The sequence below is a fragment of the Pedobacter sp. UYP30 genome (genome assembly GCF_040547165.1).
Lineage (GTDB): Bacteria > Bacteroidota > Bacteroidia > Sphingobacteriales > Sphingobacteriaceae > Pedobacter.
Genome location: NZ_JBEPPD010000001.1, coordinates 407,646 through 423,176, shown reverse-complemented (window position 1 = coordinate 423,176; position 15,531 = coordinate 407,646). Strand labels below are relative to the sequence as shown.

The window sequence follows — 15,531 nt, the reverse complement described above, 5'->3', positions numbered from 1 at the left end:
AAATTTTAATTTCCCAACTCGCTCATAAATTTAATGCGCATCAACTGAATCTCTTCTCGTGTGTAATCGGCTTCGCCGAGTTCGCTAAGTGCGGCGTCTATAGAATCGCTTTCTGCGGATCTAAAGTAATCGAACACTTCATCTTGCCTATCATCATCAATTACCTCATCTATAAAATATTTAAGGTTTATCTTGGTGCCAGAATTAACAATAGATTCAATTTCCTTCAAAATATCCTCGTAAGATATTCCTTTTGATTTTGCAATATCTTCCAATGCAATCTGCCTATCTATATTTTGAATAATAGAAACCTTCATTTGTGATTTATTTGCCTGGGTTTTTATCACTAAATCTACCGGCCTTTCTATGTCGTTGTCATCCACATACTTTTTAATCACTTCTAAAAACGCACTTCCAAATTTTAATGCTTTCCCATTTCCAACTCCGTGGATCTGTTTTAACTCATCCATAGATATCGGATAGTGCGTGCACATTTCTTCTAAAGATGGGTCTTGGAAAACCACAAAAGGCGGCAGATTTTTCTGCTTAGCTATTTTTTTCCGAAGGTCTTTTAACAACAAAAGCAGCTGAGTATCCAACACAGCAGAGTTTTGCTTAGTGTCTTCTTCTTCAGATTCTGTTTCAGCATCGATAGGTTCACTCAGGATAAATTTAATGCTATATGGTTCCTTTATAAAATCTCTCCCTTGTTTGGTAAGTTTTAATAATCCGTAGTTATCTATGTCTTTATACAGATAATTATTCAATACCGATTGCCTAACGGTAGATTTCCACATCAATTCTCCATCTGCTTTGCCCAAGCCAAATTGCGGTGTTTTGCCATGTTCGTAGGCAATGGTCTGTGCGGTTTCTAAACCTAAAAAAACGTTTAAAATGTGCGCATCGTCAAATTTCTCTCCGTTTTTCTGGATGAAACCCAGCACTTCAGCGAGTTTTTCTTTCCCTTCGAAGGTGCTTTTTGGGCGTCTACAATTATCGCACATACAGTTACAGCCAGTCTCATTAAAATTTTCGCCAAAATAATGAAGAATCTGCTTCCTCCTACAAACGCCCGATTCTGCGTAATCTATTACCTCTTTTAGTATTTGCGTACCAATCTCTCTTTCAGAAACAGGTTTGTCCTTCATAAATTTGGCGAGTTTATCTACGTCTTTCTGTGAATAAAAGGCTATGCAAACCCCCTCACCGCCGTCTCGTCCAGCCCTACCGGTTTCTTGATAATATCCCTCCATACTTTTGGGTACATCATGATGAATAACAAAGCGCACATCTGGTTTATCTATCCCCATACCAAAGGCAATCGTCGCCACTATTACCTCTGCGTCTTCCATCAAGAACCTATCTTGCGTGTCGGCTCTAACCTTTGGGTCCAATCCTGCATGATATGGTAAAGCACTAATTCCATTTAAATTTAAGGCTTCGGCAACTTCTTCTACTTTTTTGCGGCTTAAACAGTAAATGATGCCAGATTTACCCTGGTTGTTTTTGATGTATTTGATAATTTCTCTCAATACTTCTCGCTTCGGCCTAATTTCATAAAATAAGTTTGGCCTGTTAAAAGAAGATTTATATAAGGTTGCGTCTAACATGCCCAAATTTTTAACAATGTCTTGCTGAACCTTTGGAGTAGCAGTTGCAGTTAGTGCAATTATTGGTATGTTGTCGCCAAGAACCGAAATTATTTGTCTAATTTTTCGATACTCGGGTCTAAAATCGTGGCCCCATTCAGAAATACAATGTGCTTCATCTACCGCTACAAAGGAAATTTTTATAGACTGTAAAAATTCTATATTATCTTGTTTGGCTAAAGATTCTGGCGCAACGTAGAGTAATTTTGTTTGCCCACTAAGCAAATCTGCTTTTACCTGCGTAATTTCTGATTTGTTTAGCGAAGAATTTAGGAAATGTGCAATATTATCGTTCCCGCCGAAGGCCCTTAATTGATCAACTTGATTCTTCATCAATGCAATAAGCGGGGAAATTACAATAGCGGTTCCCTCACTCATCAAAGCCGGCAATTGGTAGCAGATAGATTTTCCACCGCCCGTTGGCATAATAACGAAGGTGTTGTTTCCTTCTAAGATATTTGTAATAATCGGTTCTTGATCACCCTTAAAATTATCAAACCCGAAAAAATTTTGCAAATTGTCAAATAACGACTTTTTAACGTCCATTTTTTGTAATAAAATATTCGATACTGTTTTTGTATCCAAATTAACATAATTTTGCATCAATTTCAAGTATCCACGAAAAAAAAAATCTCCTTGAAAAGTAAAAAATCCATAATACAGTCTGCGTCAAGAACTTTAGAATTAGAGTCTAGAGCTATATTGACTTTAATAAAGCATTTAAACGACGATTTTGCAGAGGTTGTAGACACCATATTGCATTGCCACGGTCGGGTTATCGTTACCGGCATTGGAAAAAGTGCCATCATTGCGCAAAAAATTGTGGCCACTTTTAATTCTACGGGCACGCCTGCAATATTTATGCATGCTGCAGATGCCATTCATGGCGACCTTGGCATGATACAAACGCGTGATGTAGTAATTTGTCTCTCTAAAAGTGGTAATACGCCCGAAATCAAGGTGCTAACCCCATTGTTAAAAATGTCGGGCAATACGCTAATTGGCATGGTTGGAGAAATCAATTCCTTTTTGGCGCTACAAGCAGATTTTGTGTTGAACACTACAGTAGAAAGAGAAGCCTGTCCGCATAATTTGGCTCCAACCACCAGCACCACTGCACAATTGGCCATGGGCGATGCATTGGCGATTTGCCTGTTGGAAAGCAGAGACTTTAAGCAAGATGATTTTGCAAAATTTCATCCTGGAGGAGCCTTAGGCAAAAAACTCTATTTAAAAGTAGGCGATTTGGCTGTAAGGAATGAAAAACCACAGATTAACTCAACAGCCCCTGTTAAAGAAGTTTTGGTAGAAATTAGCAAAAACCGTTTGGGTGCAGTTGCTGTTATAGGAGATAAAAACAATATTTTAGGGGTTATTACAGATGGAGACATAAGAAGGATGCTAGAAAATCATTCGGATATTACTACGTTAACTGCCGCGAACATCATGGGAACGAATCCTAAAAACATCCAATTTGATGCATTGGCAGTAGATGCACTTGCCATGATCAAGGCAAACAACATTACCCAATTATTAGTTTTGAAAGAAAAAGCCTATTTTGGGATCATTCACTTACATGACCTTTTGAACGAAGGCATTGTATAAAAATCTAATTTAGAACATGAATAAAAACTTTTATGCTTTAATTATGGCAGGCGGCGTAGGTAGTAGGTTTTGGCCTGTTAGCCGCGCAGAATATCCTAAGCAATTTATAGATTTTTTCGGAATTGGCCGAACTTTAATCCAGAGTACTTACGATCGTTTTTTAAAAATTTGCCCTCCAGAAAATATTTTTATTGTAACTAACGAGGGTTACCGTGAACTTATTAAAGAACAGATTCCGCAGATTACAGACAACCAGATTCTAGGTGAGCCAATGATGCGCAATACGGCTCCTTGTATTGCCTATGGTTGTATAAAAATAGCCAAATTAAATCCAAATGCTACCATTGTGGTATCTCCTAGCGATCATACCATAGCAGATTTAGACGGTTTTATAAAGGCAATTGAACAATCTTTGGCTGCTGCCTCTACCAACAACTGTTTAGTAACACTTGGTATAAAACCTAACCGTCCAGATACTGGTTATGGGTATATCCAACATACATCACACGTACTGAATACAGATAAAGCTTTTCATAAAGTGAAAACCTTTACAGAAAAGCCAAACCTGGCACTGGCCAAATCATTTATCCAAAGTGGAGATTTTTTATGGAATGCCGGAATTTTTATATGGTCGGCTACTTCTATCTTAAATGCCTTTAAAAAACATTTGCCAGATATTTATGATGTATTCAATTCTGGTTATGGAGACTTAAATACGGAGCGAGAGAAAAATTTTATAAGCAACGCTTACTATCAGTGTAAAAACATCTCGATAGATTTTGGTATTATGGAGACTGCCGACAATGTATATGTATTGCCTGCAGAATTTGGTTGGTCTGACCTTGGCACATGGGCTTCTATTTATGAGATGGCTGAAAAAGATTATGTTGGAAATGTAGTTATTCCTTCAGAACAGGTGATTATGTTTGATTCCTCTAATTGTATGGTAAACGTTCCAAAAGATAAGTTGGTTATTTTACAAGGTCTGCACGATTATATTGTAGTGGAAAACAATAACATGTTAATGGTTTGTCCGAGAGCCGAAGAACAAAAAGTAAAAGAAATCGTGGCCGAAGTTAAATCTAGATATGGCAATAAGTTCGTCTAAATTAATTAAGCGGCAACACAAATAAAATCCATTACCAAAAAATCCATTGAACTCCCTTAAAATTTTATCGAAGGACTTCAATGGATTTGTTGTTTTATAGGGCTTGAAGATTTAGTTCGCCAATAACTCTTCTTCCTTAACTAAAACTTCTTGCACCACAATATCTGTAGTGTATCTCTTGCTGCCATCTTTTGCAATGTAGTTACCGGTTTGAAGTTTGCCTTCAATGGTTAATCTTGTACCTTTCTTAATCTGCGCTTCTGCGAGCTCTGCTTTTGCTCCCCAAAAAATAAGATTAATCCAATTTGTTTTTTTTACCTCCTCGCCTGCCGAGTTTTTAAAATTTTCGTTTACCGCAAGGTTTACCTTTGCCAATTTTTGGTTGCCAGATACTGTTTTCACTTCAGCATCTGCTCCTGCAAATCCTGTTAATACTACTTTGTTTACTGCACTTTCCATGACGATAAAATTTAAGTTTCTAATTATTTAACGAACAGCAGCCACCATGACTGCCGACAGAACAAAGGTGCAACAAGAAGGAAACGCTAGTCGGATATTAAACGGATATAGCCGATTATAAACGGATATATACAGTTAATACGGCTGTGGCAGGCCGAGGTGCTTTGTTTTAGTTATGGAGGGATTTGTTATATTTGGTAGTGGATTGGTAGAAACGATTTGTCAGCGGCAAGCATACCGTTGTGCTTCATGCAAGAAAAAACCGAAAATGATAGATTGGATTAAAAATTTATTGAAAAATGTAGAGCCAAAGGAAATTCTTGAATGGGAAACGGAGGAATCAATACTTCAGCACCTAAAAAGAAACTTTAATGAAGATGGTTCTTTAAAAGAATCGGCTGAAACTCTTCCAGACGAAAAAAAAGTTGATAATGAAATAAAGTTTGCACCAGGCTTAATGGATGCAATGTTTGGAGCAGACGAATCGGAAGAATCTAAATCAAGAATAAAACAACTTTCAAGTCTAATTGGCAAAATTGCCAAAAACGGAGATAATCAAAGCAAATCAGACTTTTATAGAGAAATTACAGAGAATGAAAGTGTAATTGGTATTATAGATGAATTTTTGCAGAAATTGGTACAAAGCTCATTACCTGTTGAACCTTACCTTTTTGATTACGCTAACAATTTAGCTACTAAAACGAATAATCGAAATACAGTAAAGTTTGGAATTGCTATTCTTGGATTGTGCCAGAATAAAAAGCCAATAAAAGACATTAAGATATTGGGACTTCATGACGCGTTAACGGTTTTTTCAACTATCGCACTTTCAAATTTATCTGACAATTTAGTTAATGATTTATGGGAACTAGCTAAACAAGTTGATGGTTGGGGAAAAATTCAGTTAGTAGATAGATTAGCTGAAATGGAGTTGAATAGTGAGATTAAAGATTGGCTAGTACTTGAAGGTTATAAAAACAATATAATGTATGAGTATTTAGCTTTAACCTGTGCAAAAAATGGAATGCTCAACGAGAAACTAAATGTCGAATCTATTGACGACAATCTTTATTCTTCTGCTAGTGATATTATTATTGCTTTAATGGATGAAGGTCCTGCTGTTGGTATGTCAGGTTATGACGACTCTCACGAAACTATTGAAAACTTTATTAGACATTCAAAAACACGAAACCTCAATATTTCAAATTATATAACACTTCATAGAATCAAAGATTACCTAGAAGAGTCACCAGAAGAAAATGAAACCTTAAAAACTTGGAATCAAAACAATTTATCCAATTGCTTGATTGACATTAATGAATTATTAAATTCTAAAGATTGGACAGAAGAAGTCAAAATTGCTTTAAAAAGTTTTGACAATGACGAATATTGGAATGGTAAACAAGCAGCAAAAAAACTAGGAATTGACATTTGGGATACAGTTTGGAATAGATTAAACCAAAACCCAATAGATAGTTTAGGTTGGTATGATGTAACCGCAAATGCAAAGGAAAATAATGTTGAAGAAATCATAGATTTTGCAATAAAGAATCTACCTCTGGATTTTTTAGGCTCTGGACCAAAAGATTCAACAGGAATTGGAGATGATTTTCAAAAGCATTCTTCGTTAGATAGTGTAATAACGTTTTTAGAAAATTATCCAGAAAAAGGAGAGAAACTTATTCTAGTTGGTTTAAATAGTCCTGTTACTCGAAATAGAAATATGGCAATCCGAGTATTAGATAAATGGAAAATGAAAAATTGGTCGAATGAAATAAATGAAAAGGTAAAAAGACTAAAAGAGATTGAACCAAATGAAGACACCAAAAAGAACATTGAACGACTTCTTAATGGAGGAGAATTGAAATAAAGTACGAAAGCACAACAATGTATATAAAAAATAGGCGAAACAATGCTAAATTTAAGACTTATGTCTCGTATCAAACTTTGTGCTTAACCGAGAGTTTTGTGCTTCGAAACCGCCTACTTTTCATATACTAACCGTTATCCACGAGTTGAACAAACTGCAATGAAAGAAACATTTATCGGACATAAAATAAAATTATTGAATTCCGAAAAAACAGGAATTACTCTTGAACTGAATAGTTGGAGTTCTGAAAATATGGTGGAAAAATATTCAGTTAGTTTCGATAGAGAAAATATTATTGAGCGAATAACGGAAAACGATATTTCTTTCGGAGAAAAAGTCTCAAAAAATGATTTTTTTAAGCGGTTAATAATAGATATTCAATCTTCAGAGGAAAAAACAAGAGAATTTGCATCAGCAATTCTTTGTGATTTTCTTGAATTTGATATTGTTGATTTTGACTTAATGATTCTCAATGTCGGAATTGAAAAAATAATTGAGCAAATAACAGTCGAAAAGAATATAAATGCAGAGCATAAGCTTGTAGAAGGATTATTCGAATTTATTTGGCATAAAAAAATATCAACGAAAGCTGAAATCGAATTATTAGAAAGATTAACTGAATTAGACAAATATTATATTTGGAGCTATTTAGGAGATGAAATAATGGAGGACATTAAAAGCTATAACTCTGAAAAATTGAATCAATATTATTCCAAGAATATAGAAAAATGGAAAGAGAAAGACATTCAAATGTATGGAAAGGAAAAGATGGCAGAATATTATAATAAATTTAATGAGTAAAAACCTGTGGCTAACAATGTATATAAAAAATAGGCGAAATAGTGCTAAATTTAAGACTTGTGTCTCGTATCAAACTTTGTGCTTAACCGAGAGTTTTGTGCTTCGAAACCGCCTACTTTTCATATACTAATCGTTAGCCATACTACCAAGACAATGACGAAAAGTAACACAATTAAAAATGGACAACAAAAAATTAGAAATCTTTGTAGGTAGCAAACAATTCCAAGTTAGAGATGAAAATAAAAACATTTCATTTCCAGTTTTAGTTCAATATCCTACCTATCAATAGTCATCACCGACAAGTTTTGGGCCTTATATAATGGATTTTTGTTTAGATGCAAAAATTATTAAAGGGCAATTTCCTCGTGTAATAATTTCTCATGGAAATAGTGGTTCGCATCTACTTTATAGAACAATTAGCACATTCTTTGCAAGGACGGTTTCATCGTTCTTGAATTTTGAAAAGCAACATTCATAAAATAAAAAATAAAATGGAAAATTTGTCAAAAGACAACAATTCAATAATAACATTTCAAAACGCTACTACAGTTTTGAAACCAACAGGTTATTCTCAATCTGTTGAAATTGATTTTGGGAATTGCAAAATGATAATAATTTCGGGACAACTTGCGCTGGATATCGAAGGCAAAATAGTGGGTAAGGACAATCTTGAAAAGCAGACCGAACAAGTTTTTTTAAACATAAAGAATATTATCGAAGATTTGGGTGGTACAATGGACAACATTGTTAAGACAGGGATTTTCATGACTGACATATCACAACTTCCAACGTTGCGAGAAATTAGAAACAAGTTTATTAACCCAAAAAATCCACCAACAAGCACACTATTACAAGTAAGCAAGCTTTTTACTGGGGATTTTTTAATTGAAATTGAAGCGACTGCGATAATAAAAAAATAGTCAAGAATAACAGCAGCTAACAGCTAAGGCTTTGTTGGGCTCGCAGAGCCAAAAATGAGGCCTCGATTGAACAGCCTGTCCTGTCGGTACGGGAGCACTGGTTACATTCCCTCCATTTATGGGTTTTTCGCTAAATAATTTGAAGGATTTTAAAAGGAACTGATCCCTCTTTTTTGTGGAGGTAAAATAGACTTGGTCTTCAGCGTGTTTTCCTTCGCATTTGGCCATAACTACCCCTACCCACCAAGTCAATTTTGGCAGGGAACATTTTTTAGCCAGCGCGAATGTGCCAAGCAGCCGGCAGCTCACTTTAAGAATCAATCTGGGGTCTTAGACAAGCTGACGCACCTACAAGCATAAAACCAAAGATTAAAAAACCTTTCTTCTCTATAAATTTCATTTTAGAAATATATTTCCCTACGTTTGTTTCAACTTTAGGGGTGTCCATTACGGACTGAGATATATACCCTTTGAACCTGATGCAGTTAGTACTGCCGAAGGGAAAAGTGATGACAACCTATGTGTTGTTTTTTCTTTCCTCCTGTAAAACGGATGCTCCTAAAGTGTGAAAATTTTACAACATGGAAATTACCGTTAATCAAAAAACTTATCAAGTTGATGCGGATTGTAATGTGAAACACTTGTTTAGTGCTGTTTTAAATCAGTCTGTACAAGGTTCGGCAATCGCTATTAACCAGAACATTATCCCCAAAATCCAATGGGAAAACCATCTCCTACAATCTGGCGATAAAATCATCATCATTAAAGCAACTCAGGGAGGATAAAAAAAACACTATGAAAACAGAAAAAATTCCGGACGGGCAGGTCATTAGCACTTCGCCGTTTCCAGCATCAAAGAAAATTTATGTTAAAGGTCAGCTTCACAATATCGAAGTTGCCATGCGAGAAGTAACGTTAAGTGAAACTAAAATCCATAACGGTTTTGGCTTAACAGAAACCAATCCACCTGTAACTATTTATGATACCAGTGGCCCTTATACCGATGTTAACGCAACGATTGACGTTAGAAAGGGCTTGCCAAAGCTTCGTGAAAGTTGGGTTTTAAATCGTGGTGATGTAGAACAACTGGATAACATTTCATCAGATTACGGACAAAAACGTTTGAACGATGAATCGTTAGATCACCTAAGATTTGCCCATGTAGCAAAACCTATGCGAGCAAAACAAGGGATGAATGTTTCGCAAATGCATTACGCAAAAAAGGGAATCATCACGCCAGAAATGGAATACATTGCCATCCGCGAAAACCAACGCATTGATTTGTTAAAAGAACAATTGAACGCTCAATACGAGGTAATGAACCATCAGCATCAAGGGCATTCTTTTGGAGCAAATACACCTAAAGGCTACATTACGCCAGAGTTTGTACGTTCGGAAGTTGCATCAGGCCGAGCCGTAATTCCATCAAATATCAATCACCCAGAAAGCGAACCCATGATTATTGGCCGTAATTTTTTGGTAAAAATAAACGCCAACATTGGTAACTCTGCAGTAACTTCCAGCATTGAAGAAGAGGTGGAAAAAGCGGTTTGGGCTTGCCGTTGGGGTGCAGATAACATTATGGATTTATCAACCGGGAAAAACATCCACGAAACCAGAGAGTGGATTATCCGTAATTCGCCAGTGCCAATTGGTACGGTTCCAATTTACCAAGCTTTAGAAAAAGTGAACGGAAAAGCCGAGGATTTAACTTGGGAATTGTACCGCGATACTTTAATTGAGCAAGCTGAACAAGGAGTGGATTATTTTACCATCCATGCTGGTGTTTTATTGCGTTATGTGCCATTAACTGCAAAAAGGATTACCGGAATTGTTTCTCGTGGCGGTTCTATTATGGCAAAATGGTGCTTGGCGCATCACAAAGAGAACTTTTTGTACACTCATTTCGAAGAGATTTGCGAAATTATGAAAGCCTATGACGTTGCCTTTTCTTTGGGCGATGGCTTACGGCCGGGTTGTATTGCCGATGCCAACGATGCCGCACAATTTGGCGAGCTGGAAACTTTGGGAGAGCTGACTAAAATTGCTTGGAAACATGATGTGCAAACCATTATTGAAGGTCCCGGTCATGTGCCAATGCACCTGATAAAAGAGAACATGGAAAAGCAGCTGGAACATTGTTCTGAAGCGCCATTTTACACTTTAGGTCCGCTAACAACAGATATTGCACCCGGTTATGATCATATTACATCTGCCATTGGCGCTGCAATGATTGGCTGGTTTGGTACGGCGATGCTTTGCTATGTTACTCCAAAAGAGCATTTAGGTTTGCCCAATAAAAAGGATGTTAAAGATGGTGTAATTACCTATAAAATTGCTGCCCACGCTGCCGATTTAGCCAAAGGACATCCCGGAGCCCAATACCGCGATAATGCTTTAAGTAAAGCTCGTTTTGAATTTAGGTGGGAAGATCAGTTTAATTTATCGCTGGATCCAGATACGGCTAAAGAGTTTCACGATGAAACTTTACCTGCCGATGGTGCTAAAATTGCTCATTTCTGTTCTATGTGCGGACCCAACTTTTGCTCTATGAAAATTACGCAAGATGTGAGAGAATACGCCAAAGAAAACGGAATGGAAACCCAAGAAGCCATTGCAAAAGGCATGAAAGAAAAATCAAAAGAGTTTGCCGAAAAAGGAAGTGAGATTTATTTGTAAATGACAGGTTTCGTCAGGTATAGCGGAGTGAAACAGTTCACAAATAGGTGTGACACACTATATTCAGACCTTGTTTGTGAGATTTCTCGTACCTCGAAATGACGTAAAGGAGAGAACAGTGCTGTAAAATAACTTTGGACGTGGGAGAGTAAAAAAAACAAAAATGAAAGTAATCTTGATTTCAAACCCTACTGCTACCGCTGAAGAATCAACCCTCATTAATAATTTATTTAATGAGGGGCTTGCTTTCTTTCATTTGCGTAAACCAAATGCCAGCGAACACGAAATTGGAGCACTATTGCAACAAATTGACGAACAGTTTTACCCAAAAATAGCCTTGCATCAGCATCATCAATTAGTATCAAGATTTAATGTTAAAAGATTGCATTATACAGAACATCAGCGTAAGCAAGCAACAATAGCACAACTAAAAGACCAAAAAGAAAAAGGTTTTATTTTGAGTACTTCCATTCATCAGTTAGAAAGCTTGAATCAAATTACTGAATTTGATTACAGTTTCTATGGGCCAGTTTTCAATAGCATTTCTAAAAAAGATTATCAAAGTGTGGTTCCGTTAGATTTTAAGGTAGAAAAACACATAAACACACCAGCCATCATCGCTTTAGGTGGAATTAATGATAAAAACATTCATCAAATTAAAACCATGAATTTTGATGGTTTTGCACTTTTAGGTTTCATTTGGGAACAACCTAAAAACGCTATAGCTAATTTTAAAATCATCCAACAAACCTTAAAAGAAACCTATGATTAGCAAACTACATTACATCTCACAAAAGCCGGTAAATGGCACACATTTAAAATCTATTGACAATGCATTAAATTCAGGCTGTAAATGGATTCAGTTGCGTATGAAAGACCAACCTTTAGAGTTAGTTTTAGATACCGCATTGGCCGCTCGCGAACTTTGCAATCAGCACCAAGCTAAACTAATTATTAATGATTACCCTCAAGTAGCCTTAGCATCCAAAGCCGATGGTTTGCATTTGGGTCTGTTGGATATGTCCGTTGCCGATGCCCGTGAGATTGTGGGCCATAAAATGATAATTGGGGGTACAGCCAATACTTTAGAACATATTTTACAACGTGTAGCAGAAGGTGTTGATTATATTGGTTTAGGGCCGTTCAGGTTTACAAAAACCAAAAAGAATTTAAGTCCGATTTTGGGTTTGCAAGGTTATCAAAACCTTATTGCTGAGATGAGAAAAAAGGAAATTAACATTCCAGTTATCGCTATAGGCGGAATAGAATTGGCAGATGTAAGTTCCGTGATGGAAACCGGCGTACACGGAGTAGCTGTCTCGGGTGCTATTACTTTTGCTCAAAACCGGGAAGAAGTTATAGCCGAAATCTATCAAAAAGTAGAAACAAAATATATAGCGTTTAATAATTAAAACACACCTAACTGTATAATATAGGTTTTTAGCTTTCAGCTTTATGCATTTAGCTTTCAGCCTTAATATAAATCAAATTTAAGATGTTAAAAATTGCAGATAAAATATTCAACTCCCGTTTATTTACCGGAACTGGAAAATTCAGTTCTTCCTATTTAATGGAAGAAGCTTTATTGGCTTCGGCATCTGAGCTGGTTACTGTTGCTTTAAAAAGAGTAGATGTCCAAAAACAAAATGAAGATGATATTTTAATCCACTTAAAGCACCCCCATATAAACTTATTGCCCAACACATCGGGTGTAAGAAATGCCAAAGAGGCTGTTTTTGCGGCGCAATTGGCAAGAGAAGCTTTAGAAACCAATTGGATTAAATTGGAAATCCATCCTGACCCAAAATACTTAATGCCCGATGCTATTGAAACGTTAAAAGCGACAGAAGAATTGGCTAAATTGGGTTTCATCGTTTTGCCATACATCCACGCCGACCCTGTTTTGTGTAAGCGTTTAGAAGAAATGGGAACGGCAGCGGTAATGCCTTTAGGTTCGCCAATTGGTAGTAATAAAGGCTTAAAAACCATCGACTTTTTAGAAATTATCATCAGCCAAAGTAATGTGCCGGTAATTATTGATGCGGGCATTGGTTCGCCATCTGATGCGGCAAAAGCCATGGAAATTGGTGCTGATGCCGTTTTGGTGAATACGGCAATTGCGGTTTCCAGTAATCCCATTCAAATGGCAAAAGCTTTTAAAATGGCCGTTGAAGCCGGAAGAATGGCTTTCGAAGCTAAATTAGCACAACCGGTATCTCATGCAATGGCAAGTAGCCCTTTAACCTCTTTTTTAGATGACTAATTTTTTCGAACTCTTTAAAACTTACGACTGGGACCAAACCAAGGCCAGCATTTATGCCAAAACAGCACAAGATGTTGAACGGGCTTTGGCGGCAACCAAAAGAACTTTAGAAGACTTTAAGGCGCTAATTTCTCCCGTTGCCGCCAATTACCTGGAGCAAATGGCAGCTTTGAGCCAGCAATTAACCTTAAAGCGTTTTGGCAATGTGTTGCAGATGTATGTGCCGCTTTACTTATCAAACGAGTGTAATAACATTTGCACTTATTGCGGTTTTAGTTTAGATAATAAGTTGAAACGTAAAACTTTAACACCCATTGAAATTATGCAGGAGGTTATGGCTATCAAAGAAATGGGCTATAATCATGTGCTTTTGGTAACCGGCGAAGCTAATCAAACGGTTCATGTTGATTATTTTAAGAAAGTTTTAACACTGATTCGTCCGCATTTTTCTCATATTTCTATGGAAGTGCAACCGCTGGATTTGGTTGATTATCAAGAATTAAAGCCTTATGGTTTAAACACGGTTTTGGTTTATCAGGAAACTTACCATCAGGAAGATTATAAAAAGCATCACCCAAAAGGCAAAAAATCTAATTTTGAGTACCGTATAAACACCGCTGATAGGTTGGGCGAAGCCGGAATTCATAAAATGGGTTTGGGCGTTTTAATAGGTTTAGAAGATTGGCGAACGGATAGTTTTTTCGCTGCTTTGCACTTAAATTACCTCGAAAAAAAATATTGGCAATCTAAATACAGCTTGTCTTTTCCTCGCTTACGCCCATTTAGCGGAGGTTTAGAGCCTAAAGTAGAAATGACGGATAAAGAATTGGCACAACTAATTTTTGCTTATCGGATTTTTAATGAAGAGGTGGAATTGTCCATTTCTACACGAGAAACGCCTACCTTTAGAGACAATATTATTAAATTGGGTATTACATCTATAAGTGCAGGTTCAAAAACGAATCCGGGTGGATATGTAGTGGAGCCAGAGTCTTTAGAGCAGTTTGAAATTTCTGACGAGCGTAGTCCTAAAGAAATTGCCGAAATGATAAAAAAACAAGGTTACGAGCCAGTTTGGAAAGATTGGGATAATGCTTTAGCTTAAAAAATGTTGCAAAAGGAAGAGTTAAAAAGGTATAGCCGACAAATTATTTTGCCCGAATTAGGTTTAAAAGGGCAAGAAAAACTGAAAAGTGCCAAAGTTTTAATGATTGGTGCCGGAGGTTTGGGCTGCCCTGTTCTGCAATATTTGGCGGCTGCCGGTGTAGGGCAAATTGGAATTATTGATGATGATGTGGTGGCTGAAACCAATTTACACCGCCAGATTTTATATGGCCATGAAGATATTGGTTTTAAAAAAGCTGATTTGGCCGCACAAAAATTAAGAAAGCTCAATCCTTTTATTGCTATCCAAAGTTTTACGGAAAGATTAAATGCGGAAAATGCACCTTCAATTTTAAAAAATTATGATTTGATTATTGATGGTTCAGATAATTTTCCGACCCGTTATTTAGTAAACGATACCTGCGTTGCTTTAAATAAAACCTTAGTTTTTGGTTCGATATTCAAATTTGAAGGGCAAGTTTCTGTATTCAATTATGAAAATGGACCACAATACCGTGATATTTTTCCTGAAAGTCCTCCAGAAGATGAAGTCCCGAATTGTGCCGAAATCGGAGTAATTGGTGTTTTACCCGGAATTATTGGAACATTTATGGCAAACGAAGCCATTAAAGTAATTACGGAGATTGGCGAGGTTTTATCAGGAAAATTGTTAACTTTTAATGCCTTGGATGCCAGTGTTCAGGTTTTTCAGTTTAAATCGAGTTCAGCTCAAATTAAAAATGTTACTGCTAAAATAGCATCTTCTACAGAAGAAAAAGCAATTGATATTTCCGATTTGAAGCTTCAACTGCAAAATGAACCAACCACTATTTGCTTGGTTGATGTGCGGGAAGAATATGAGTTTGAAGATTTTAATATCGGAGGAATAAATATCCCACTTTATGAGCTAGTTGAACGAATAAAAGAAATTCCATTAGGTAAAACTTTAGTCTTTTGTTGCCAAAGTAGTCAGCGTAGTAAATTAGCTTTAAAGCTAATTAACCCCCATTATAAAGGTGAAATTTTGTATTTAAAAGACGGCGTTTTAGCATAACATTTATTATTTTACCATT

14 protein-coding genes and 1 riboswitch are annotated in these 15,531 nt (G+C 36.5%); of the genes, 12 read left to right on the top strand and 2 right to left on the bottom strand.

The window, feature by feature from the left end; translation table 11 throughout:
* Positions 1-5 precede the first annotated feature (5 nt).
* Positions 6-2,195 carry a DNA helicase RecQ gene (gene recQ / locus ABIB40_RS01960; protein WP_354355401.1) on the bottom strand — a complete coding sequence of 730 codons (2,190 nt, stop codon included), beginning with the start codon at positions 2,193-2,195 and terminating at the stop codon, positions 6-8.
* 90 nt (positions 2,196-2,285) lie between these two features.
* Between recQ and ABIB40_RS01955 the strand changes: the two genes are divergently transcribed.
* Together ABIB40_RS01955 and ABIB40_RS01950 are read left to right on the top strand one after the other, a co-directional pair.
* A complete protein-coding gene (locus ABIB40_RS01955) occupies positions 2,286-3,254 on the top strand; it encodes a KpsF/GutQ family sugar-phosphate isomerase (protein WP_354355399.1) in 969 nt (322 codons plus the stop codon).
* A gap of 16 nt (positions 3,255-3,270) precedes the next feature.
* Positions 3,271-4,362 (top strand): mannose-1-phosphate guanylyltransferase, encoded by a 1,092-nt coding sequence (locus ABIB40_RS01950; RefSeq protein WP_354355397.1) that lies wholly within the window; start codon positions 3,271-3,273, stop codon positions 4,360-4,362.
* Between the two features lie 111 nt (positions 4,363-4,473).
* Here the strand turns inward: ABIB40_RS01950 and ABIB40_RS01945 are convergent, their stop codons facing one another.
* Positions 4,474-4,821: a single-stranded DNA-binding protein gene (locus ABIB40_RS01945; protein ID WP_354355395.1), complete on the bottom strand. Its 348-nt coding sequence runs from the start codon at positions 4,819-4,821 to the stop codon at positions 4,474-4,476.
* Positions 4,822-4,996: 175 nt separating this feature from the next.
* Between ABIB40_RS01945 and ABIB40_RS01940 the strand changes: the two genes are divergently transcribed.
* The 10 genes from ABIB40_RS01940 (at position 4,997) to moeB (ending at position 15,512) form a co-directional block, all read left to right on the top strand.
* The gene (locus ABIB40_RS01940) at positions 4,997-6,691 is read left to right on the top strand and encodes a hypothetical protein (RefSeq protein ID WP_354355393.1); all 1,695 of its coding nucleotides are present in this window, start codon (positions 4,997-4,999) and stop codon (positions 6,689-6,691) included.
* 159 nt (positions 6,692-6,850) lie between these two features.
* Positions 6,851-7,492 (top strand): hypothetical protein, encoded by a 642-nt coding sequence (locus ABIB40_RS01935; protein WP_354355391.1) that lies wholly within the window; start codon positions 6,851-6,853, stop codon positions 7,490-7,492.
* Between the two features lie 491 nt (positions 7,493-7,983).
* Positions 7,984-8,412 (top strand): RidA family protein, encoded by a 429-nt coding sequence (locus tag ABIB40_RS01930; protein ID WP_354355389.1) that lies wholly within the window; start codon positions 7,984-7,986, stop codon positions 8,410-8,412.
* Between the two features lie 426 nt (positions 8,413-8,838).
* Positions 8,839-8,932, top strand: a riboswitch (TPP riboswitch).
* A gap of 61 nt (positions 8,933-8,993) precedes the next feature.
* Positions 8,994-9,197, top strand: a complete 204-nt coding sequence (gene thiS, locus ABIB40_RS01925) for a sulfur carrier protein ThiS (protein WP_354355387.1) — start codon at positions 8,994-8,996, stop codon at positions 9,195-9,197.
* Positions 9,198-9,207: 10 nt separating this feature from the next.
* Complete coding sequence (gene thiC / locus ABIB40_RS01920; RefSeq protein WP_354355385.1) at positions 9,208-11,091, top strand: phosphomethylpyrimidine synthase ThiC; 1,884 nt, start codon at positions 9,208-9,210, stop codon at positions 11,089-11,091.
* 163 nt (positions 11,092-11,254) lie between these two features.
* Positions 11,255-11,863, top strand: a complete 609-nt coding sequence (locus tag ABIB40_RS01915; protein WP_354355383.1) for a thiamine phosphate synthase — start codon at positions 11,255-11,257, stop codon at positions 11,861-11,863.
* Positions 11,856-12,503: a thiamine phosphate synthase gene (locus ABIB40_RS01910; RefSeq protein WP_354355381.1), complete on the top strand. Its 648-nt coding sequence runs from the start codon at positions 11,856-11,858 to the stop codon at positions 12,501-12,503. Before ABIB40_RS01915 ends, ABIB40_RS01910 begins: the two co-directional genes overlap by 8 nt.
* Before the next feature lie 83 nt (positions 12,504-12,586).
* Positions 12,587-13,354, top strand: a complete 768-nt coding sequence (locus tag ABIB40_RS01905) for a thiazole synthase (RefSeq protein WP_354355379.1) — start codon at positions 12,587-12,589, stop codon at positions 13,352-13,354.
* Positions 13,347-14,459 carry a 2-iminoacetate synthase ThiH gene (gene thiH, locus ABIB40_RS01900; protein WP_354355377.1) on the top strand — a complete coding sequence of 371 codons (1,113 nt, stop codon included), beginning with the start codon at positions 13,347-13,349 and terminating at the stop codon, positions 14,457-14,459. Before ABIB40_RS01905 ends, thiH begins: the two co-directional genes overlap by 8 nt.
* Before the next feature lie 3 nt (positions 14,460-14,462).
* Positions 14,463-15,512 carry a molybdopterin-synthase adenylyltransferase MoeB gene (gene moeB, locus ABIB40_RS01895; RefSeq protein ID WP_354355375.1) on the top strand — a complete coding sequence of 350 codons (1,050 nt, stop codon included), beginning with the start codon at positions 14,463-14,465 and terminating at the stop codon, positions 15,510-15,512.
* Positions 15,513-15,531: the final 19 nt, after the last annotated feature.

Excerpts from the sequence above, each read along its gene's own strand:
- recQ (WP_354355401.1), bottom strand. The coding sequence starts at position 2,195 with ATGGACGTTAAAAAGTCGTTATTTGACAATTTGCAAAATTTTTTCGGG.
- ABIB40_RS01950 (WP_354355397.1), top strand. The coding sequence starts at position 3,271 with ATGAATAAAAACTTTTATGCTTTAATTATGGCAGGCGGCGTAGGTAGT.
- ABIB40_RS01945 (WP_354355395.1), bottom strand. The coding sequence starts at position 4,821 with ATGGAAAGTGCAGTAAACAAAGTAGTATTAACAGGATTTGCAGGAGCA.
- ABIB40_RS01940 (WP_354355393.1), top strand. The coding sequence starts at position 4,997 with ATGGAGGGATTTGTTATATTTGGTAGTGGATTGGTAGAAACGATTTGT.
- ABIB40_RS01935 (WP_354355391.1), top strand. The coding sequence starts at position 6,851 with ATGAAAGAAACATTTATCGGACATAAAATAAAATTATTGAATTCCGAA.
- ABIB40_RS01930 (WP_354355389.1), top strand. The coding sequence starts at position 7,984 with ATGGAAAATTTGTCAAAAGACAACAATTCAATAATAACATTTCAAAAC.
- thiS (WP_354355387.1), top strand. The coding sequence starts at position 8,994 with ATGGAAATTACCGTTAATCAAAAAACTTATCAAGTTGATGCGGATTGT.
- thiC (WP_354355385.1), top strand. The coding sequence starts at position 9,208 with ATGAAAACAGAAAAAATTCCGGACGGGCAGGTCATTAGCACTTCGCCG.
- ABIB40_RS01915 (WP_354355383.1), top strand. The coding sequence starts at position 11,255 with ATGAAAGTAATCTTGATTTCAAACCCTACTGCTACCGCTGAAGAATCA.
- ABIB40_RS01910 (WP_354355381.1), top strand. The coding sequence starts at position 11,856 with ATGATTAGCAAACTACATTACATCTCACAAAAGCCGGTAAATGGCACA.
- ABIB40_RS01905 (WP_354355379.1), top strand. The coding sequence starts at position 12,587 with ATGTTAAAAATTGCAGATAAAATATTCAACTCCCGTTTATTTACCGGA.
- thiH (WP_354355377.1), top strand. The coding sequence starts at position 13,347 with ATGACTAATTTTTTCGAACTCTTTAAAACTTACGACTGGGACCAAACC.
- moeB (WP_354355375.1), top strand. The coding sequence starts at position 14,463 with ATGTTGCAAAAGGAAGAGTTAAAAAGGTATAGCCGACAAATTATTTTG.